General features: G+C 38.0%; 20 protein-coding genes and 4 tRNA genes. 14 read left to right on the top strand and 10 right to left on the bottom strand.

Annotated elements, in window-relative coordinates:
- Positions 1 to 21 precede the first annotated feature (21 nt).
- Positions 22 to 98 (top strand) — tRNA-Met (locus tag GM552_RS07705).
- Positions 99 to 164: 66 nt separating this feature from the next.
- On the opposite strand, the gene GM552_RS07700 is transcribed toward GM552_RS07705, so the two are convergent.
- Positions 165 to 398 (bottom strand): hypothetical protein, encoded by a 234-nt coding sequence (locus GM552_RS07700; protein WP_155565928.1) that lies wholly within the window; start codon positions 396 to 398, stop codon positions 165 to 167.
- A gap of 450 nt (positions 399 to 848) precedes the next feature.
- Here GM552_RS07700 and GM552_RS07695 point away from each other — a divergent pair, with 450 nt between their 5' ends.
- Entirely contained in the window at positions 849 to 2,246 is a 1,398-nt protein-coding gene (locus GM552_RS07695) for a carbohydrate porin (protein ID WP_230882775.1), read from the top strand.
- Between the two features lie 99 nt (positions 2,247 to 2,345).
- On the top strand, positions 2,346 to 2,606 hold the full coding sequence (locus GM552_RS07690) for a hypothetical protein (RefSeq protein WP_198184448.1): 261 nt from the start codon (positions 2,346 to 2,348) through the stop codon (positions 2,604 to 2,606).
- A gap of 205 nt (positions 2,607 to 2,811) precedes the next feature.
- On the opposite strand, the gene GM552_RS07685 is transcribed toward GM552_RS07690, so the two are convergent.
- From GM552_RS07685 to GM552_RS07670, 4 genes are all read right to left on the bottom strand, one after another.
- Positions 2,812 to 2,886 (bottom strand) — tRNA-Thr (locus GM552_RS07685).
- Between the two features lie 309 nt (positions 2,887 to 3,195).
- Positions 3,196 to 3,726 (bottom strand): transcription termination/antitermination protein NusG, encoded by a 531-nt coding sequence (nusG, locus tag GM552_RS07680; protein WP_110438580.1) that lies wholly within the window; start codon positions 3,724 to 3,726, stop codon positions 3,196 to 3,198.
- A gap of 7 nt (positions 3,727 to 3,733) precedes the next feature.
- On the bottom strand, positions 3,734 to 3,928 hold the full coding sequence (secE, locus tag GM552_RS07675; protein WP_110438579.1) for a preprotein translocase subunit SecE: 195 nt from the start codon (positions 3,926 to 3,928) through the stop codon (positions 3,734 to 3,736).
- Positions 3,929 to 4,034: 106 nt separating this feature from the next.
- Positions 4,035 to 4,111 (bottom strand) — tRNA-Trp (locus tag GM552_RS07670).
- Between the two features lie 185 nt (positions 4,112 to 4,296).
- Here GM552_RS07670 and GM552_RS07665 point away from each other — a divergent pair.
- Positions 4,297 to 4,370: transfer RNA gene (locus tag GM552_RS07665), tRNA-Gly, on the top strand.
- 438 nt (positions 4,371 to 4,808) lie between these two features.
- On the opposite strand, the gene GM552_RS07660 is transcribed toward GM552_RS07665, so the two are convergent.
- Together GM552_RS07660 and GM552_RS08885 are read right to left on the bottom strand one after the other, a co-directional pair.
- The gene (locus GM552_RS07660; RefSeq protein WP_155565926.1) at positions 4,809 to 4,991 is read right to left on the bottom strand and encodes a hypothetical protein; all 183 of its coding nucleotides are present in this window, start codon (positions 4,989 to 4,991) and stop codon (positions 4,809 to 4,811) included.
- An 806-nt stretch (positions 4,992 to 5,797) separates the two neighbouring features.
- Positions 5,798 to 5,956 (bottom strand): hypothetical protein, encoded by a 159-nt coding sequence (locus GM552_RS08885; protein ID WP_196424869.1) that lies wholly within the window; start codon positions 5,954 to 5,956, stop codon positions 5,798 to 5,800.
- Positions 5,957 to 6,351: 395 nt separating this feature from the next.
- On the opposite strand from GM552_RS08885, the gene atpH reads away from it, so the two are divergent.
- From atpH to atpC, 5 genes are all read left to right on the top strand, one after another.
- Positions 6,352 to 6,939, top strand: coding sequence for an ATP synthase F1 subunit delta (gene atpH / locus GM552_RS07655; RefSeq protein WP_122124050.1), 588 nt, complete (start codon positions 6,352 to 6,354; stop codon positions 6,937 to 6,939).
- A complete protein-coding gene (atpA, locus tag GM552_RS07650) occupies positions 6,939 to 8,477 on the top strand; it encodes a F0F1 ATP synthase subunit alpha (protein ID WP_155565925.1) in 1,539 nt (512 codons plus the stop codon). Before atpH ends, atpA begins: the two co-directional genes overlap by 1 nt.
- 12 nt (positions 8,478 to 8,489) lie before the next feature.
- Complete coding sequence (locus GM552_RS07645) at positions 8,490 to 9,407, top strand: F0F1 ATP synthase subunit gamma (protein WP_110438575.1); 918 nt, start codon at positions 8,490 to 8,492, stop codon at positions 9,405 to 9,407.
- An 80-nt stretch (positions 9,408 to 9,487) separates the two neighbouring features.
- Positions 9,488 to 10,960, top strand: a complete 1,473-nt coding sequence (gene atpD / locus GM552_RS07640) for a F0F1 ATP synthase subunit beta (protein WP_110438630.1) — start codon at positions 9,488 to 9,490, stop codon at positions 10,958 to 10,960.
- A 29-nt stretch (positions 10,961 to 10,989) separates the two neighbouring features.
- Positions 10,990 to 11,418 (top strand): ATP synthase F1 subunit epsilon, encoded by a 429-nt coding sequence (atpC, locus tag GM552_RS07635; RefSeq protein ID WP_155565924.1) that lies wholly within the window; start codon positions 10,990 to 10,992, stop codon positions 11,416 to 11,418.
- A 12-nt stretch (positions 11,419 to 11,430) separates the two neighbouring features.
- Here atpC and queF read toward each other — a convergent pair whose 3' ends face one another.
- Entirely contained in the window at positions 11,431 to 11,898 is a 468-nt protein-coding gene (gene queF, locus GM552_RS07630; protein ID WP_155565923.1) for a preQ(1) synthase, read from the bottom strand.
- A 760-nt stretch (positions 11,899 to 12,658) separates the two neighbouring features.
- Between queF and rnd the strand changes: the two genes are divergently transcribed.
- Together rnd and GM552_RS07620 are read left to right on the top strand one after the other, a co-directional pair.
- Positions 12,659 to 13,834, top strand: a complete 1,176-nt coding sequence (gene rnd / locus GM552_RS07625; protein WP_155565922.1) for a ribonuclease D — start codon at positions 12,659 to 12,661, stop codon at positions 13,832 to 13,834.
- A 59-nt stretch (positions 13,835 to 13,893) separates the two neighbouring features.
- A complete protein-coding gene (locus GM552_RS07620; RefSeq protein ID WP_155565921.1) occupies positions 13,894 to 14,430 on the top strand; it encodes a GcrA family cell cycle regulator in 537 nt (178 codons plus the stop codon).
- Positions 14,431 to 14,507: 77 nt separating this feature from the next.
- Here the strand turns inward: GM552_RS07620 and GM552_RS07615 are convergent, their stop codons facing one another.
- Entirely contained in the window at positions 14,508 to 15,008 is a 501-nt protein-coding gene (locus tag GM552_RS07615; RefSeq protein ID WP_155565920.1) for a polymer-forming cytoskeletal protein, read from the bottom strand.
- 290 nt (positions 15,009 to 15,298) lie between these two features.
- Between GM552_RS07615 and GM552_RS07610 the strand changes: the two genes are divergently transcribed.
- From GM552_RS07610 to GM552_RS07600, 3 genes are all read left to right on the top strand, one after another.
- Complete coding sequence (locus tag GM552_RS07610) at positions 15,299 to 16,327, top strand: adenosine kinase (RefSeq protein ID WP_122124042.1); 1,029 nt, start codon at positions 15,299 to 15,301, stop codon at positions 16,325 to 16,327.
- Positions 16,328 to 16,457: 130 nt separating this feature from the next.
- Positions 16,458 to 18,281 (top strand): translational GTPase TypA, encoded by a 1,824-nt coding sequence (gene typA / locus GM552_RS07605; RefSeq protein ID WP_122124041.1) that lies wholly within the window; start codon positions 16,458 to 16,460, stop codon positions 18,279 to 18,281.
- 288 nt (positions 18,282 to 18,569) lie between these two features.
- Positions 18,570 to 18,893, top strand: coding sequence for a hypothetical protein (locus GM552_RS07600; RefSeq protein WP_155565919.1), 324 nt, complete (start codon positions 18,570 to 18,572; stop codon positions 18,891 to 18,893).
- A gap of 60 nt (positions 18,894 to 18,953) precedes the next feature.
- Here the strand turns inward: GM552_RS07600 and alr are convergent, their stop codons facing one another.
- On the bottom strand, positions 18,954 to 20,084 hold the full coding sequence (alr, locus tag GM552_RS07595; RefSeq protein WP_155565918.1) for an alanine racemase: 1,131 nt from the start codon (positions 20,082 to 20,084) through the stop codon (positions 18,954 to 18,956).
- Between the last annotated feature and the right edge of the window lie 13 nt (positions 20,085 to 20,097).

Below are 20,097 nucleotides of genomic sequence, written 5' to 3'. Positions count from 1 at the left end.
AAGGCATCCTTGTTACACTAGTGCGGGGTGGAGCAGCCCGGTAGCTCGTCAGGCTCATAACCTGAAGGTCAGAGGTTCAAATCCTCTCCCCGCTCCCAATAACTTCCACTCAAAATTGCTATATCATCACGGACAATATCCTGTTGACCCCGCGTTGAGACGCATCATCCTTTTATCCATGAAACCGTGAAAAAATGCGTCCTGTATGGCAATCTTGGCAAACAACATGGCCACCTGGCGCTCTTTATTCCCGAGGCCGGCGTATCACTTGAAAATATCATGAATTGTTGCAAACACTGACCTGCAAAACCAACATGAAATCCAGCGCCAAGTCCCTTCCATTCCCTCATGCAAAAAATGAATAAACCACTTGTGAATATCGCATGTCCACCTCTCATATACCGTAAAAAAACAAATAAATATCATAACTTAATAAATATAAAAATTTTTTATAGAATAATTAATACTGGAAACAAAATATAGGTAATATATTTAGTTCTGTATTTTTTCTGTTTTTATATCAAAAATATTTTGTTTATTAAAAATTAAAAAAAAATTATTTAATATCATTTTTTGTATTTAGTAAATAATTCAAAATGAAGTGTATTATAAAATACACAAATTTAAAGATTTTAACCAATTTTTCATTTTTTATCTAAGGTAACAATAAATTTATATTTTAATATATTAATCTAATGATTAACTAATATTGAAATTTTCAATTTAGAGAAAATATATCCTCTGATTGAATGTACTTTATGAGGAAAGGTTAAGTTATGGATAGTCTAATTGCTTTTTATAGTCCTATAAATTTCCTGAAAAAGTATATTATATTGGGTTTAAACGTAATGATTTTGCTTATGCCAATTAACAAATCAATGGCGCTTGATCTTTCCAATAATGGTAAACCTCCTCAAAATATTGATGATAGTTCAGTACCAGAGACGAATCGGAATGTTGCACTTGGTGAGATGAATAAATTCAATACACGTGAAGTAAACCCGTCCAGTCTTGATCCAACAAAAAGCATTTTTTCTAAACCGATAAATGATTATCTGGATAAATATGGTATTCAGCTTGGGTTAAACTGGGTGACAGAGACAGCTGGTGTGGTTCATGGTGGACGGAGAAACGGTGCTGATTTTACACAGCAAATAACATTTTCAGTTGATATGGATTGGGAAAAAATCGCGGGCTTAAAGGGCTTTTCAACTCATATGATTGTTATGAATCGTTCAGGTCGTAATGCCAGTGCTGATTATGTTGGGGATACGCAGATTCAGGCCCAGGAAGTATATGGAGGAGGCTATTCTCGCTTATTTCATATTTATGATGTTTATGGTGAACAAAAATTATGGAATGGTCGGGTCGATATTAAAGTCGGTCGTATGAGTGTTGGAGATGATTTTGCCCATAGTCCCATGGCATGTCAATTTATGATTCTTTCAACTTGTGGCCATCCAAGAAGTACTCAATCTCAACAGGGATTTTCAGATTGGCCTGGTGCAGTTTGGGGGGGAAGAATTCTTGTTAATATGACACCTAATAGTTATTTTGAAGTGGGTGCATATCAAAGTACACCTTGGCCACAAGGAGGAGCAACTGGATTTTATTGGGGAACCAAGGGAACAACTGGTGCTTTCGTTCCTGTTGAATTTGGTTATAATCCTGATATCGGAAAACATCATTTAGTGGGTAGCATTCATATTGGTGCAGGTATAGATAGCAGTCATTTTCAAACCTGGTCTTCACAAGTTTTAAATAACAATAAAAAAGATTACCGTACCCAATTCTGGATTCAATCCTACCAAATGATTTATCGTCATGATGCAATTGATGATCATGGATTATTTGTTTTGGCAAATTATGGGCATGATTCTACGACAACATCAACATTTAAGGACTTTTACAATTTCGGGTTTTTGGATCGTGGATTTTGGAAAGACAGAGCCTATGATCAAATTGGGGTGATGTTTACATATTATACGATCCCTCATACTCTTCGGCATGCACAGCAATTTCAAGTGGCACATGGAGCACCATTAAATGGTAATGGAGTTTTCGCTCTATTGAATGGCGCCCCTGGAGTTCAGGGAGATTCAATTTTATTTGAAGCTAATTATGGTTTTGCTGCCTATCGTGGAATCATGATTATGCCAGTATTTGAATATTTTCATCATGTTGCCGCGACGAAGGCCTATAAAGATGCAACGATTGTTGGTTTGAAAACCAACGTAACTTTTTAAAAAACTATATTGCTTGTCACTGTAAAAAGAATAAATTAACGATAATAGCTATTCTCATTATAATCAAAAATTTTATTAAAGATTTCAGGGTTGAATACAGTGATAAACTATAAATCGATTTTAATTTTATTTACTGGATTACTGCTTAATGCCTGTAATCCAGAAATGGGGCGTTTACCCTTGGAAAGTGATGTTGGATGCCTGCGTAAAGAATTATCTTCTCCTGATCATCCTTCATTTCATATGGCGGCCAATTTTTGTCAAAAGACAAAGAATCATATATTACAACCCTTGAATTTAAAAAATGCCCCTGATCTGCAAAAAAAGGCTGAAAAAGCAGGAATTGCTTATTGTTCATAGTTGAAAAATAATTTTTTTAGAATTTATAATAATTTTATTGAAGTCAATAAAACAATTTTTTGTTTTATGACATTAAAAAAACAAAATATATATAATGTGTTTTTAAGCGGATTTAGTTTTATATTATTGTCTACTATAACGTCAGATTATTAAGTCAAGTCGGATCACGTTAAATTATATTTAGAAAATGATTTTATTATGTTCATGGTGCCGACACTCGGAATTGAACCGAGGGCCTACTGATTACGAATCAGTTGCTCTACCCCTGAGCTATGTCGGCGTGGTTTTTGTTTTATATAGGAGCTTTATTTATTCTTCAAGAGTGGAGGGTGAAATTTATTAAGAAATATGAAAATGAAGCTTATTATAGAAATTTTTTGGATATAAGATTTGTTTTATTAGGCTTATTGATCAATCACTATTATAAAAAAAGAGATTTTGTCTCAATGGATCTTATTTAAGTTTTATGAAAAAATCAGAATTTAGTAAAAATGGTTCTGAATATTTGGATAAGTCAATAAGGATGCAAAAAATGATAATGGGAAACGAAAAGCTGTTTTATATTGTTTTGCATCCAGTATTTAAGGGACTAAAGTTTTTCCACCTGATTATATTCCAGATCAACAGGTGTAGAACGTCCAAAAATGGAAACACTGACTTTTAGTCGACCTTTTTCAGTATCTATTTCTTCAATAACACCATTAAATGAAGTGAATGGCCCGTCGGAAACGCGAATTTGCTCGCCAACCTCAAAGTCTACAGAAGGACGCGGACTATTTGCACCTTCTTTGGCTTGATTAATGATATATTCGGCCTCTGCATTGGAAATTGGGGATGGATGCATTCTGTTTCCAAGAAAACCCGTAACCTTGGGAGTATCCTTGATTAAATGCCATGCCTCATCAGTCATCTCCATTTTGACCAGAACATAACCAGGGAAGAATTTACGTTCTGTTTGGACTTTCTGGCCACGTTTAACCTCTATGACTTCTTCTGAAGGGACAAGGATTTCTTCCACTTGGTCAGTTAAACCTTTTTGTTCAATCTGTTCTTTAATCTGTTGAACAACCTTTTTTTCAAAACCAGAATAGACATGAATGACGTACCACCGTTTTGCCATAACTGGTTTACCCTCCTAGGCCAAATAAAATCCGTATTCCAAAGCCGATAGCCTGGTCCACGATGAAAAAGAATGCAGAAGCACCCGCAGCCATTGCCAGAACAGCGGCGGTTGTGACTAATGTTGTACGACGTGAAGGCCAAGTTACCTTTTTGGCTTCAGCACGAACCTCATTTAGAAATTTCGTGGGATTGACCGGCACGAAATACCTTCCCTACATAAAATGATCCTAAAATACTATGTTAAATTATTATAATATATCAGGATGGGTTGAAAACAAAATGAATGTTTGTCATTCATATTTAATTTGGCAGGGGTGGAGGGTCTCGAACCCGCAACCTCCGGTTTTGGAGACCGGCACTCTAGCCAATTGAGCTACACCCCTGCAAAAAATTTGATATGAATAGATCAGAACCATCATATCTATTGATACAAGAAAAAGCAATGGAATGGACAGAAAGTCAAGTAAAAAATGAATAAAAATTATTTTTTATAAAAATGATAAAAAAAAGCTTGATTTGGGAAGAAAAATCATTAAAAGTTTTTTCAGACTCAATCGAGCATTATCAAGCGGGCGTAGCATAGTGGTAATGCAGTAGCCTTCCAAGCTACCGAGGAGGGTTCGATTCCCTTCGCCCGCTCCATTTTCAAATTTTCAGAATTTCACTGAATTTAGCTGCGTTCAACCGTATCATGATGCGCTCACATCTAAAATTGGTTGGGAAATGTAAAATGAATTCATTTTCGAGGATTTTCCTCTGCGACTGGCAATTGTTGCCGGCTTCTGGATGGTTATTGATAGACATAAGCTGGCTGTGAGTGATACTGAGACGATAATTGGGTTATATCGCTACTTTACTGTCATGCTCATTATCTGGACATTCAAAATAAAATCAACGTTAAAAACTTATGCTCAAATGAGTTTAATTTAAACTGAAAATGAATCCATTCTGCATATTTATTTTTGGTATTATATTGTATATTGCAATAATGATATGGAATCAGAGCTATAAAAATTAATATTATTTATAGTCAGAAAATAGCTGGATACGATGCTAGAATTTTTTTGGAGGTTCAATATCCTACGTTCCAGGCGGTTTGCGAACCTGATCCTTTGATTGCAGCATTAGATGCGCTTTGCGCATACGCATTTCTAATAACATTTTTTGAGGTGTCGTATTAGATAAATAACTAAATTCTTTTCTGAATTTCGTCTTACGATAGTTTCTGTCCGTTTCTTTTTGACTGCGGTGATATAATGCCAATTAGTTCGGATAAAAGGCAAGGGCTATGGATATGTAAAATTAATTGGTCTATACCGGCTGAAGAAGAATTGAGATGGCGTATTAATTAATATCGAGGTGTGAGATAGATTGGCGTGTGATGTTTTCTGATGCAGCAGCTGATTTAATTGTTCATTTCCTAACAGTGAGTTGGCGCCTTTTCGCCGAGATATACTGGTACATGTGCTAATAATAATCCGTAAAATCAAGTTTCAGAGCAATAAAGCAGATTTCAATCTATGGTGAGATGACCTTGGCACATCAAGTGTTGAGCATCATGATTTATATACAGTTGACTTGAGTATAGTGAATAATTGTGAGGTGTTCTTAACAACGTTAAACTTGATGAAAAGTGAATGAATAGGTGAAGAAGGACGTGGTTTTATCCAGATGATGAAAAATTTGATCCTGACCGTTTGGTAGTTGTCATTTTTATTTAGTTCACTAGATAAAAATTCAACGGGCTTAATTAATTGTGCGGGGATTTTTAATGCCAACGTATGAATATATGGAAAATAATATAGCATAGAAAATGTTTTTATTATAAATATAGCCAGATTTGTATTATCGGACTTATTATTTTCACACTGGTTATGATGACACGGTGATTATCGTGATAGCAGATAAAACCGAATAGCAATTTGAGTATTATCTTATATTCTCGTAGTATGGCGTGTTAAATACAGAGGTTTAATAATAGCTGATAACTATTTTTTTTAGCAGTAATCGCCATCTAGTGCCTGTGACGATTAAAGATTGCGGCAGTGTTTAGGTAGAATGTTCCCGCATTACGATTTGTTTCTCTTATCCCGTTCAGGCCCTATGAAAAGCTTATCGGAGTATTTATCGAAACGCGCATGTTCTGCCAATTTGGATGCATTATCCGATCCGTCGGGATTGAGTGGGTCAAGATCAGTTGTAATTTTATCGTGCTGCCCTGTGTCCAAACTGGCTGAGACAATAATGTTTATCGGAACAGGCTTTTATTCGTCGGCATTGCATAGACTGCCAATAACGGGTAAGAAAATGATTTATTTATATCTTTGTCGACACATTAATATTGATATCCAATAATTGTTATTTTTCCTTAAATAAAAATATTTTTTACTAAAAATTATATTAAATCGAATTGATCGTTTGAATGATTGTCGGTATAACAATCATTCTGTATGACTTGAGACAAATTTATTTTTGAAAAATATTTTTGTTTTTATTATTGATTTACTTTAAAATATAGGCTTTTAATAATATCATTTTGGACTGTAAAACCTTTGCTGAAGAGGTAAAATGAAGCGGGTAAAGTTTCAATTGCATTTTAGTGAACGATGAGAGAACAAGCGAAGTGAATACCGATGCAACACATGCTGCGCTTGCAGCTTCCGCCTTTACGGCAAATAATCTTAAAGGGCGATATGCTACCGCGTTATATGAATTTGCTGAAGAACAGCATGCTTTAAATGAGGTGATTGCAGAGGCCGAGGGTTTGTTAAAAATTATTTCTGAAAATGAAACATTGAGAAATGTTTTAAATAACCCTTCTTTGGATACTGTACAAAGCAAAGCAATAATGGCTGAGTTGATGAATCATTGTGGATTCAGTCAGATTTTGCAGAATTTTGTAGGTGTGGTTGCAAATAATCGAAGGCTTGCTGATTTAAAATCTTTTTTAATGGCATTTTTTGCTTTGGTTAATCTTCGTCGTGGCATTACTGCTGCTGAAGTCATTACAGCTTCTCCTTTAACGGATATGCAACGTGCCCAATTAAAGGATCGTTTTTCCCAAGCAGGGTACAATAAAGTAGATATTCAAGAGCGTATTGATTCAAAGATACTAGGTGGAATTATCGTACGTATTGGGTCAAAGCTCTACGATGCTAGTCTTCAATCACGTCTTAATCGCCTATACAATGTTATGAAGGGAGCCGCGTGATGGAAATCCGTCCCGCAGAAATTTCGGACATCCTTAAAAAACAAATTGCGTCCTTTGATAAAGAATCTGACATTGAGGAAACAGGAATTGTTCTGTCTGTTGGTGACGGTATTGCATTGGTTTATGGCCTGCAAAACGTTATGGCGGGGGAATTGGTTTCTTTTGTCAACAGCAATTTGACCGGGATGGTTTTAAATCTGTCAATCGACCATGTTGGTGTTGTTATTTTTGGTGACGACAGTCAAGTTCGTGAAGGGGACAACGTTACTCGTACAAATCGGGTTGTGGATGTGCCTGTTGGTAAGGGATTGTTGGGTCGTGTTGTTGACGGATTGGGAAATCCAATTGATGGAAAGGGGCCCTTGAAAGATGTCGAACGTCGTTTGGCAGATGTTAAGGCTCCCGGAATTATTCCGCGTCAATCCGTATGTGAATCAATGTTGACCGGGATCAAGGCTATTGATGCTCTGGTTCCAATCGGGCGTGGACAGCGTGAATTAATCATCGGTGACCGTCAAACTGGCAAATCAACAATCTTGGTTGATACGATGATTGCCCAAAAAACCATGAATGCTTTAAAGGATCCTAAGCAGACTCTTTATTGTATATATGTGGCTATCGGTCAAAAACGCTCCACTGTTGCACAGGTTGTTCGCACGTTGGAGGAACAGGGTGTAATGGATTACTGCATTGTGGTGGCCGCAACCGCTTCAGATGCTGCGCCAATGCAATATATTGCACCTTATGCCGCCACGGCAATGGGTGAATATTTTCGTGACAATGGTATGCATGCATTGATTAGTTATGATGATCTGTCAAAACAGGCTGTAGCTTATCGTCAAATGTCCCTTTTATTGCGTCGTCCTCCTGGACGTGAGGCTTATCCTGGCGATGTATTCTATTTGCATTCTCGTCTCTTGGAACGTTCTGCAAAAATGTCCGATGAACGTGGTGCAGGTTCATTAACTGCCTTGCCTGTTATTGAAACACAGGCTGGTGATGTTTCTGCATATATTCCTACCAACGTTATTTCCATTACAGATGGTCAGGTTTTCTTGGAAACAGAATTATTTTATCGTGGTATTCGTCCTGCGGTTAATGTGGGGACTTCAGTTTCCCGTGTTGGATCAGCGGCACAAAGCAAAGCAATGAAACAGGTTGCCGGCAGTATTAAGCTGGAGCTTGCCCAATATCGTGAAATGGAGGCTTTTTCTCAATTTGCTTCCGATCTTGATGCATCGACCCGTAAGTTGCTTGAACGTGGCTCAAGATTAACAGAATTGTTAAAACAGCCCCAAAATTCTCCCTATACCATGGAAGAAGAGGTCGTTGTTTTATATGCGGGTACCCGTGGTTACACTGATGAAATTCCAGTAAACAAGATTCAGGAATTTGAGCATCAATATATTGAATCCATGCGTTCTACCGGTATCGAAATTCTTAATGGAATTCGTGATGCACGCCAGATCACTAAGGAATTGGAAGAAAAATTGGCAGCATTCCTGAAAAAATTTGTTGCACAATTCAAACAGGCTTAGGGAACTTTGTGAATGGCTTCTTTAAAAGAATTGCGTGCTCGTATAAATAGTGTCAAATCGACAAAAAAAATAACGAGTGCTATGAAAATGGTTGCGGCAGCCAAAATGCATCGTGCTGAGCGACGTTCTCGTCAGGCTCAGCCTTTCGCTATGGCGATGCAGCGTATTCTGGTTAGTTTGAAGCAGTCTTTGGATGGTCGTCCTAGTCTGCCTGCATTGTTAACAGGTACTGGTAAAGACAAGGTTCATCTTATTGTTCCAATGAGCAGTGATCGGGGTTTGGCAGGTGGATTTAACAGTAATATAAATCGTACATTACGCAATATGGTCAAACGTCTACAAGAACAGGGAAAGACTGTTAAGATTTTTCCTGTTGGCTTGAAAACGTATGTATATTGCCGTAGTGAGTTCCCCAATCTTATCATCGGACCTGAACATGTCGATTATCGTTTGGGTAACGTTGAATATCAGTCCGCAGACCAGATCGCTGCCTATATCGAGTCTTTATTAGAAAAACAGCGATTTGATGTTTGTACTGTCATTTACAATAAATTTAAAAATGTGATGGTTCAAACACCAATGGAGTTGCAGCTTATTCCATTGGAGCTTGCCGTAAAGGATACGGATCGTAAAGACGGTGCTGAGCAAAAAAACAGTTCAGGATTACGAGATCAGGCAGATTATCTGTTTGAGCCTGAGGCGGAAGATGTATTGCATCGTTTGCTTCCGGAAAATTTGAGAGTTCAGATTTTTGCGGCAATGCTTGAAACAAATGCTGGTGAACAGGGTGCTCGAATGACTGCAATGGACAGTGCGACACGCAATGCCGGAAAGGCTATTGATAAGTTGAGTTTATATTATAATCGGACGCGTCAGGCCAATATTACTAATGAACTTACTGAAGTTATATCGGGTGCGAATGCTGCCTGATTGTTATTATAAATTATACTATACTGCTAGGAGCTGACCTTATTATGTCGGATACAGCAATTAATGAAAGTAATGCAACAATGGGTGATTCAGAAGCGGGGAATCAAGAAAATCAGGCATCTAAAAGTAATTCTGTGGGAAAAGTTACAGAAATCAAGGGTGCTGTTGTTGATGTGCAGTTTACAGGGGAGCTTCCTTATATTTTAAATGCGTTAACATGTAAGGTCGGGGATCGTACGCTTGTATTGGAAGTTGCACAGGAAATCGGTGATAACCAAGTGCGCTGTATCGCCATGGATTCAACAGATGGTATGGTTCGTGGAATGGAAGTGATTAATACGGGTAGCCAGATTTCCGTTCCTGTCGGGCCTGAAACACTGGGTCGTATTTTGAATGTTATTGGTGAACCGATTGATGAAATGGGTCCTGTTCATTCTGCCAAGCGGATGCCAATTCATCGCCAGGCTCCTTCATTCGAGGAACAGGGTGTAACAACTGAAATCCTGCAAACCGGTATCAAGGTTGTTGACCTTCTTTGCCCTTATTTACGGGGTGGTAAAATTGGTCTGTTCGGGGGTGCCGGTGTTGGTAAAACTGTTTTGATTCAGGAATTGATCAATAATATTGCGATGGGTCACGGTGGTGTTTCAGTTTTTGCTGGCGTTGGTGAACGAACCCGTGAAGGAAATGACCTGTATCATGAAATGATTGATGCAGGTGTTATCAAGATTAATGAGGGTAAAACTGACGGCTCAAAAGTTGCTCTTGTTTATGGCCAGATGAATGAGCCACCTGGAGCCCGTGCGCGTGTGGCGTTATCCGGTCTGACGGTTGCAGAATATTTTCGTGATGAAGCTGGACAGGACGTATTATTCTTTGTTGATAATATTTTCCGTTTTACCCAGGCTGGTTCTGAAGTGTCTGCCCTGCTGGGTCGTATTCCTTCCGCCGTGGGATATCAACCGACATTGGCAACTGAAATGGGTGCATTGCAAGAACGCATTACCTCTACGCAAAAAGGTTCTATCACTTCTGTTCAGGCTATCTACGTGCCTGCGGATGACTTGACGGATCCCGCGCCAGCAACAACATTTGCTCACTTGGATGCGACAACAGTTTTAAACCGCTCAATTGCTGAATTGGGTATTTATCCTGCTGTAGATCCTCTGGATTCAACTTCACGTTCCTTGGATCCTCGTATCGTTGGTGAAGAACACTATGAGGTTGCGCGACGGGTACAGGAAATTCTGCAAAACTATAAATCTTTACAGGATATTATTGCAATTCTTGGTATGGATGAGCTTTCCGAAGAAGACAAAAAGATTGTTGCACGGGCACGACGTATTCAACGTTTCCTATCTCAGCCTTTTCATGTTGCTGAAATCTTTACCGGAATGCCAGGTAAATTGGTGGCAGTAAAGGATACAGTCCGTTCCTTTAAAGAAATTGTCGATGGAAAACATGATGATTTGCCAGAAGCTGCTTTTTATATGGTAGGCACTATTGAAGAGGCAGTTGCAAAAGCCGAAAAAATGAAACAAGAAGAAAAATAAACGGTTAAAAGCCATAAAGGAAAATAATAATGTCAATCAAACTTGAAATTATTAGTCCCGAGAAAGTTGTTCTTTCTCAGGCAGTGGATATGGCTGTTTTACCTGCTTTAGAGGGGGATATTGCCGCAATGGAAGGTCATGTCCCAATGATTTTTCTTCTTCGTGCTGGAGTGATTGATCTTTATCAGGACAATAAGGTTATCCATCGTCTGTTTGTTGAAGACGGGTTTGCCGAAATGCAAGAAAGTTGTTGTACTGTTCTTGCCAAACAAGTCAGAAAATTGAATGAACTTTCTGAAGAGGAAGGGATCAAGCGTTTGGCAAAATTGCAGGAAGAGTATAATAGGGTTTCAGGTACCAATGATACTGATAAGCAACGTGAGTTGATTGACAGAATGCAGGGAGCCAATGCTATTATTGATTTGGCTGTTTCAGGTAAACATAACCAAACCCTTTAGTAATGAAAGATATTATCTGCCACGATAGGCAGGAACATCTTGTGAAGGAATCCATATATTTTCGGGAGGTGTGCTGGTTTGCCAAAAAACATCTATAGGCATTCCCCCTCTTGGATACCAATATCCACCAATTCGTAACCATATTGGGTCAAGTAATTTTGTCAGTGTGGTTGCGATTTCAACTGTACAAGCTTCATGAAAAGCTCCATGGTTTCTAAAACTTGCCAAATATAATTTTAGTGATTTGCTTTCGACAATCCATTTATCTGGAATATAGTCGATTACAAGATGAGCAAAATCTGGCTGTCCGGTAATTGGGCATAATGATGTGAATTCTGGTGCGGTAAAACGAATAGTATAATCATATTCCGGATAAGGGGCAGGCACTTTTTCAAGTTTTGCTTCGGATGGAGATTGAGGTAAAGAGGTATTTGCCCCAAGCTGGGTCAGGTAGTTTTTAAGTTCTTTGGTATCATTCATTGTTTTACCTTTTACTGTAAGGTTGAATATAACATTTTTGAATTCATAATATCGATTAAGTTTATATTGGATTTACTTTAATCATATTATATGAAAACGGAAACAGAATTTAGTGATGTTGGTATTACAATAGGATTGAAAAAACAAGATGTTTACAGAGGAAGAAAAACAGGCGGCAAAATTTAAAATATTGTTACACGCCAATGTTTGATCAATCTTATGATTTTATAAAGCAATATTATCTTTTTGAATTTGCTAATTTATTTCAGGGTTGCTGTATTTATCCAGTAATGCAATCAGACATTTTTCGTTTCTGTTATCTATTGCAAATATATTGATGTTGAAATTGATTGTTATGCAAGTCTGGATAATATTTTTGTCTATCAGGAATTTGATTGTTTTTTATTATATGTTCAGGGAAATGATTCCTATATTGAAAATGGTTTGATCGTATCAAAAATGGAAAATAAAATAAAAAATCTGACTGAAACAAAAGCATTTGCCAATATAGGGGAAGCGTACTGGACCAGGTCTCTTATCAACGAGTGTTTTGGAATTGTTAATGAATACAATTTTGTTAAATTAATCTTTTTTGTCTATTGATACTTTGAGATTAATGTCAAATTATTTTATAAACCGTGTTTGTAATCATGCAGAGTTATCTTGTAAAAACACAGAAACAGGAAATTGGAGGAAATTTAAATTACCTTGAAAATCATATTATTTATAACGATTTTCAGTGTAACTAATTTAATTGTTTATGAAATCATTTAAGGAATTTCCTGCTCCTCAATTAATATCAGACAGTCATTCTCTGAGACAAATGGTTGATTCATTGTTGGTAGAAAACTATGTAACAATGGACACTGAGTTTGTAAGAGAATCGACTTATTGGCCGGAATTATGTTTAATTCAAATTGCAGGTAGTCATCAGGTTTATTTAGTTGATGCTCTTTCCAAGACAATTGATTTATCCTTATTAACCCCTCTATTGCTTGAACCAAAGATTGTTAAGGTTTTTCACGCCGCTCAGCAGGATTTGGAAATTTTTTTGCATTTATTTGGCTTTTTGCCTGTGTCGATATTTGATACGCAGATTGCTGCAATGGTTGCAGGGTTTGGAAATCAAATCGGTTATGATTCATTGATTGAATCGTTACTGAACCATAAGGTTGATAAATCCTATCGGTTTAGTGACTGGTCAATACGTCCCTTAACAAAAGCACAACAGGATTATGCAGTTGCAGATGTAACCTATCTGTGGAGTGCTTTTCCAATTTTATATGAAAAATTACGATTGGATAATCGCTTAAGTTGGGTTGCTTCTGAAATGGAACTTTTGTCCAATCCAGATTTTTATTTACCTCCTATTGAAAAAATCTGTAAAAAATTAGGGGCAAAAATTCGTAATGGTCGATCATTGGCCTGTTTATCTTATTTAATACAATGGCGTGAAGAGAAAGCTCAAAAGGTGAATATCCCAAGGCATCATTTCATTAGGGATGAAAGTCTTATTGCTATTGCCGTGGCTTTACCCGATACTGTAAAAACCTTGGAAAAAACAAGAGGTATTAATAGAGATTTTGCCAACGGCCAAGATGGTCAATCTGTCTTAGAAATTATAAAAAAAACGAAAACGATTGATTCTGAATCATTACCAACCCCTTTTATCTATAAAAATCCTGCAGAAAAACCATCAGAAGCTCTGGTTTCGTTGTTAAAGGTAATGCTATTGGCCAAATGTGAAATTTATAAAGTGGCCCCTAAGCTGGTTGCCAGTAGTAAGGATATTGAAAAAATAGCTTTGGGTTATCGAGATTTGGAAATATTTACAGGTTGGCGTCATGAAGTTTTTGGAAAAGATGCCATTGATCTATGTGAAGGGAAACTCATGATATCCGTTCAAGATAAAACATTAAAATTTGTAAAAGTTTGAATTTTGTTTTTAAAAAATTATTTGTTATTTATAAAGTGATGTAATTAAGGTGAAAATGTATGGAATGGACTGATGAAATCGTTGCCCGCCTACGGGAATTATGGGCACAAGGTCTTTCAACAGCGGAAATTGGCAGACAGCTTAATGTAACGAAAAACGCTGTTGTTGGTAAAGCGCATCGATTGGGACTTGAGGGAAGACCTTCCCCGATTCGCAAGGCGAGTGTAACAAAAGATAAAGTGGGTGAAACAAAATCTCAAAAAAATGCTATATCAAAAAAGGATGAGTCTAAAAAAAATAAAACCGTTACACAGACTGTTATAGAATCAAAAGAGATTAATGCTGTCAAAGACGAATCAGTTAAAGAGAAGCTTGAGGTTAGGACTAAAAAACGTAAAAAGCTTGAATTTATATCACCAAAAGAGCTGCCTTCTTATCGAAAATCAAATTCAGAATGCTGTTGGCCGATAGGTGATCCAGGCGAAAAAGACTTTCATTTTTGCAAGGCGCCGATCGTTCCGGGTAAACCCTATTGTTTGGAACATGTTCAGATCGCCTATGTAAAATTGAAAGATCGTAAGAATAACGTTGCCTAATAAATCTATCTTTTCTCATAAAATTAAATTTTGATGAGAGAAGATATGGTTACATAAATATTTGTTTATTATTTCGACTAAGTTGCTGAAGATTTAACTTCTTCTGTCACCACTTCCTCTTTATCGTTGCTATAATCGACAGCTGACGTTTGTTTCAGTTTGTCCGTGGTAATCATTTCAACCTGTCCGGTGACTTGTCCACCATCTTCAACTTTAAGGCGTCGGCATTTCGCCTTGCCAAGGAGCTTGCCACTTGCAGTGACTGTAAGATTCCCTTGAGCGGTAATATTGCCTTCCAGTATCCCGGTTATTTCAATATCCTGGGATTCAACAGTTCCACGGAAAACTCCAGATTGCTGAATGACAAGTTTTTTCAACTTGATTGAAGAGGTTTCAATCGTTCCTTCAACTATGAGTGTTTCAACGTCATTAAACGTACCTTGTATGTGTATACCCTGACCAACGACAAGAGCCCTGCGATTCAGGGATGCGTCATTTGAATATGTATGTTCTGTATTGTTTAAAAGCGTATTTCGGTTAATAAGTTTTTTTTCAAGAATAGGGGTTATATTATTCATTGTAAGATAAGACTTTCGTTTAAAGAACAAAGTAAAATCGGGTAACGTTGGGTTACGGTTTATTTTTGTTGTTTAATAATGGCTTCTTGTATAGTTTGTAAAGCAAAGTATAACAGACCTGCTAGGGAAAAATGACATTTAGTCAAAACAGATTGAAGATTTTTGAAAAATTAGTAAATGTTTTAAATATATTAATTACTTTTTAAGTATGCTGGCAAGAAAAAGAAATAACATCATTTAAGATTAGTGAATATAATTTTTATAATTATATGGAAAGGAAAGAGTTTTTTATGCGTGGTTTTAAAAATTTACTTGGTCGGAAGAAAGAGGATGATGTTGAATTTGATATTGCAGGAATAGGGAATGCCATTGTTGATATATTGACACGAGTTAATGATGATTTTCTCGAAAAACAGGAAATGATACCCGGAAGTATGAGTTTGATTGATGCAAAACGGGTCAAGGCCTTGAAAAGCCTGATAAAGCCGGAAAAACAAATGAGTGGGGGATCAGTGGCAAATACCTGTTTTGTTGCGGCCCTGATGGGGGCAAAAACGGCTTATTTGGGAAAAGTTGCGGATGACACCGTCGGAAAACGCTTTGCAGAAGATATTCAGCAGGGTGGTGTTTATTTTCCATCGACCCCTTTAAAATCATCCCTGCATCCAAATCTATATACAGCTCGGTCAATTATTTTTGTAACGCCCGACGGACAAAGAACCATGAATACTTATTTGGGGGCTTGCACTCAATTTACACCAGATGATGTTGATGAAGATGTCATAAGTCATGCCAAAATAACTTTATTGGAGGGATATTTATTTGATGGTGAACTTGCACAAAAGGCATTCTATCAGGCTGCAGATATTTCGCACAAAGCAGGAAGGAAAATCGCGTTGAGTTTGTCCGATCCTTTTTGTGTAAAGCGACATCTGGTACAGTTTAAGGATTTTGTATCAAATCACGTGGATATGGTTTTCGCAAACCAATTTGAAATTTGTGCACTATACGAAACGGAAGATTTGGAAAAAGCCATTCAAAATGCTTCGCAGGATATTCCAATCGCTGTTATAACCTGTGGTGAGAAGGGCAGTGTTATTCTTGCCAATTCAGAGCGGATAGAGGTTGCAAGTGTTCCAACGGTTGTTGTGGATACGACAGGGGCAGGTGATGCTTATGTTGCTGGATTTTTGGCTGGCTGGACAACAGACAGGACTTATGCCGAATGTGGTCGTCTGGGAAGTGTTGTGGCTGCGGAAGTTATTTCCCATGTGGGTGCCAGACCATTACCGGAATTGAAAGAAGTCATGAATTTCTAATTTTTGGCTTTTTTGATAAAAATAACTTTTGTTATTAATTTACGTAACTTTTGAAAAAAAGAATAATATGTATGTTTTGTAGATAATGCGAAACATACATATTTTGTATTGTTGGAGAATGAAAAACATCATGGAGATCCGAAATATTGCCATTATTGCACATGTTGACCATGGCAAGACAACGTTGGTTGATCAGTTATTACAGCAGTCCGGAACTTTTCGTGAAAATCAGCATGTGGTTGAACGTGCAATGGATAGTAATGATTTGGAACGTGAACGAGGAATTACGATTCTTGCCAAATGTACCTCTGTTGTATGGAATAATGTAAGAATTAATATTATTGACACCCCAGGACATGCGGATTTTGGGGGGGAGGTTGAACGTATCTTATCAATGGTTGATGGGGCGGTTGTCTTGGTTGATGCAGCCGAGGGAGCTTTGCCACAAACTAAATTCGTAGTTGGAAAAGCTTTGAATCGTGGTTTGCGCCCCATTGTTGTGGTGAACAAGGTTGACCGTTCAGATTCTCGTGCGGATGAAGTGCATAATGAAATTTTTGACCTGTTTGCAGCGATGGGTGCCAATGATGAGCAGCTGGATTTTCCAATGCTTTATGCGTCAGGGCGTCAGGGATGGGCTGATTATACAATTGAAAATCATAAAGAGGATTTAAGTGCGCTGTTTGATCTTATTGTCAAACACGTTCCGGCACCAACGGTTAACCTTGATGCGCCTTTTGCAATGGTTGCTTCTATCCTTGAATATGACAATTTCCTTGGACGTATATTAACCGGACGGGTAGAACAGGGAACGGCAAGGGTAAATATGCCTGTTCGTGTTTTGCAACATGATGGTAAAATTATTGAGACAGGCCGTCTAACAAAATTGTTAGCCTTCAGAGGCCTGGAACGTGTTCCTGTTGAGGAGGTCCAGGCTGGTGATATCGTGGCTGTGGCAGGTTTATCCAATACAACGGTTTCAGAAACCATTGCTTCTCCAGAAATAACTGAACCCTTACATGCTACCCCGATTGATCCTCCAACCCTATCTATGACCTTTCGCATTAATGACGGTCCTTTGGGTGGACGTGAAGGAAAAAAGGTGACCTCTCGTCAAATTCGTGAACGCCTGTATCGCGAGGTTGAGGGTAATGTTGCTATTCGTGTTACGGATAGTGCTGAAAATGATGCTTTTGAAGTGGCTGGACGTGGAGAGCTACAGCTCGGTGTTTTGATTGAAACGATGCGTCGGGAAGGATTTGAACTGACTATTGGCCGTCCAAAAGTTCTAACCCGCATTAACGAGGAAACAAGTGAGAAAGAAGAACCCTATGAAGAGGTTCTTATTGATGTTGATGAACCTTATTCTGGGGTTGTTGTTGAAAAAATGTCCCTACGAAAAGGTATAATGCAGGATATGAATCCATCTGGTGGCGGAAAAGTGAGATTGACTTTCTCAATTCCTTCCCGGGGTTTGATTGGATATCATAGCGAGTTCTTGACGGATACACGGGGAACCGGGATCATGAACCGGCTTTTTTCAGGTTATGGTCCCTGGGCTGGACCCATTGCTGGGCGTCGTAATGGTTCGTTGATTTCTGCTGAAAATGGTGTTGCCGTTCAATATTCCCTTTTCTCTTTACAGGATCGAGGGGTTTTGTTTGTAGAACCTTCTGACAAGGTTTATGTCGGAATGATTATTGGTGAACATTCTCGTGAAAATGATCTGGATGTTAATCCAATCAAAGAAAAAAAATTAACAAATATGCGTGCTGCGGGTAAAGATGAGGCACTTTTATTGACTCCGGCAAGAAAAATGTCATTGGAACAGGCTATTGCTTATATTGAGGATGATGAATTGGTGGAAGTTACACCGTCAGCCATTCGTCTTCGCAAATTATATCTTGATCCACATGAGCGGAAACGTCACGTCAGACAAAGAGCTGAAAGCTGATTATACATAAATTTATACAGGATTATAATAGGATATGATCCTGTATGTAACAATTTGTAACTTGATTTTAAAACAGGTCATTTTATAATTAACACGATTGCAAGGATTGCTGATTTTCTGTTTTCTTTTAAGAAATGAAATAAGACCAAATTAAGGCATAATTGTAAAAAATAGCAAAAATAATGCAATTATAATGTAAGACAAACCCATCAGGTTATGCTAACTTTTTCACATATCGGATATAGATTTTCGATACGATTTTAATTGATAATTTTGATTGGGAATAAAATGAAATTATTAGCTCGTCGTCTTTCTTTCGCTCTATCAACAGCAGCTGTATTAGGTTTTGCAGCTCCAGCTTTCGCTCAAGAAGCTGCACCAGCATCTCCTGCTCCTGCCGCTGTTGCACCAGCGGCTCAAGCACCAGCATCTGCTCCAGCAGCGGCAGCTTCTGAAGCTCCAGCAACAGACGCAGCAGCTCCAGCTACTCATCATGGTAAAAAAGCGCATCACGGTAAAAAAGCGCATCATGGTAAAAAAGCGCATCATGCTAAAAAAGCGGCAGCTTCTGAAGCTCCAGCAACAGACGCAGCAGCTCCAGCTGCTAACTAATTATTCCGTTTAATTAGTTGTTCAAGACAGGGTTGTATCGTAGCACCCTGTCTTTTTTATTTAATTGTAAATACGCCGATAACGATTTCCCAGGGCGGTAAGAATTTCGTAACCAATTGTATCTGCCGCGTTGGCTATTGTTTCAATTGGACAGTTGAGGCCAATAATTTCTATTTCATCGTCAATCATAACTTTTTTGTTGGCAAGGGGTGATATATTGATACATAAACAATCCATCGAAATTCGCCCAATTACGGGTAAGGGAATGTCAGGGTGATCAATATGTTTGACGCAGATTTTATTGCTGAGTGATCGAAAAAAACCATCTGCATAGCCCGTTGAAACGATAGCCAGTTTTAACGCTTTGTCTGCCGTGAACGTTGCACCATAACCGACAGTGGCCCCTTTGGGAATTTCCCTCAATTGTAAGATTTTACTTCGTAATGTCACAACAGGATACATGGGATTCTTGTGTCCAGGAACAGGGTTGATCCCATATAATGCCGCTCCTGGACGTGTTAGATCGAAATGCCAATTTTCACCTAGAAAAATACCACTTGAAGCGGATAAACTTGCCGGTACGGAAGGAAAGTGATGGATAAAAGCCTTAAACCGTTGCAATTGAATAAGATTTAATGAATGATTTGGATCATCGGCACAGGCTAGATGGCTGATGGTCAGGGTAGGAATGAAAGGTGATATAGATTTTTCCTGGATGTTTCTGAAATCGTTTATGTCAAGACCGAAACGAGACATGCCTGTATCAAATTGCAAGGCGGCAGGATAATTAAAATTGGCATCTTTACATATTTGTACCCATAACTTTACCTGTTTCAGGTCATTTAGAATCGGGATCAGGTTATAATTGATAAACGTTTTGGCATCATATGGATAAAAACCGTTCAGGACATAGATTGCGTATTCATTTCCCAATATTGATCTAAGTGCAATTCCTTCATCTAGATAAGCAACAAAAAAATCCTTGCATTCTGTTTTTTGTAATGCCCTTGCCACCGGTAACATTCCCAGCCCATAAGCGTTTGCCTTGACGACAGCCCCACATCGTGTCATTTTTGTTTTGTTATTGAGCAAATCATAATTTTTTATAATCGCACCTAAATCAATAGATAAAGTTGCCCCCGCATTTTTGGTAAAAAGATCAGGGTTTATGGAAATATAGGGCTGTATCATTATAAAGACCTTG

This window comes from Commensalibacter sp. ESL0382 (genome assembly GCF_009725775.1).
GTDB classification, from domain to species: Bacteria; Pseudomonadota; Alphaproteobacteria; order Acetobacterales; family Acetobacteraceae; genus Commensalibacter; species Commensalibacter melissae.
The sequence above is the reverse complement of the archived record's forward strand: the minus strand, read 5'-3'. Positions and strand labels throughout refer to the sequence as shown.

What these genes read in the sequence shown, in the direction of transcription:
- GM552_RS07645 (WP_110438575.1), top strand. Translation starts at nt 8,490, where the DNA reads ATGGCTTCTTTAAAAGAATTGCGTGCTCGTATAAATAGTGTCAAATCG.
- atpC (WP_155565924.1), top strand. Translation starts at nt 10,990, where the DNA reads ATGTCAATCAAACTTGAAATTATTAGTCCCGAGAAAGTTGTTCTTTCT.
- typA (WP_122124041.1), top strand. Translation starts at nt 16,458, where the DNA reads ATGGAGATCCGAAATATTGCCATTATTGCACATGTTGACCATGGCAAG.
- atpD (WP_110438630.1), top strand. Translation starts at nt 9,488, where the DNA reads ATGGGTGATTCAGAAGCGGGGAATCAAGAAAATCAGGCATCTAAAAGT.
- alr (WP_155565918.1), bottom strand. Translation starts at nt 20,084, where the DNA reads ATGATACAGCCCTATATTTCCATAAACCCTGATCTTTTTACCAAAAAT.
- rnd (WP_155565922.1), top strand. Translation starts at nt 12,659, where the DNA reads ATGAAATCATTTAAGGAATTTCCTGCTCCTCAATTAATATCAGACAGT.
- GM552_RS07695 (WP_230882775.1), top strand. Translation starts at nt 849, where the DNA reads ATGATTTTGCTTATGCCAATTAACAAATCAATGGCGCTTGATCTTTCC.
- nusG (WP_110438580.1), bottom strand. Translation starts at nt 3,726, where the DNA reads ATGGCAAAACGGTGGTACGTCATTCATGTCTATTCTGGTTTTGAAAAA.
- GM552_RS07615 (WP_155565920.1), bottom strand. Translation starts at nt 15,008, where the DNA reads ATGAATAATATAACCCCTATTCTTGAAAAAAAACTTATTAACCGAAAT.
- atpA (WP_155565925.1), top strand. Translation starts at nt 6,939, where the DNA reads ATGGAAATCCGTCCCGCAGAAATTTCGGACATCCTTAAAAAACAAATT.
- GM552_RS07700 (WP_155565928.1), bottom strand. Translation starts at nt 398, where the DNA reads ATGAGAGGTGGACATGCGATATTCACAAGTGGTTTATTCATTTTTTGC.
- GM552_RS07620 (WP_155565921.1), top strand. Translation starts at nt 13,894, where the DNA reads ATGGAATGGACTGATGAAATCGTTGCCCGCCTACGGGAATTATGGGCA.
- GM552_RS07610 (WP_122124042.1), top strand. Translation starts at nt 15,299, where the DNA reads ATGCGTGGTTTTAAAAATTTACTTGGTCGGAAGAAAGAGGATGATGTT.
- GM552_RS07600 (WP_155565919.1), top strand. Translation starts at nt 18,570, where the DNA reads ATGAAATTATTAGCTCGTCGTCTTTCTTTCGCTCTATCAACAGCAGCT.
- queF (WP_155565923.1), bottom strand. Translation starts at nt 11,898, where the DNA reads ATGAATGATACCAAAGAACTTAAAAACTACCTGACCCAGCTTGGGGCA.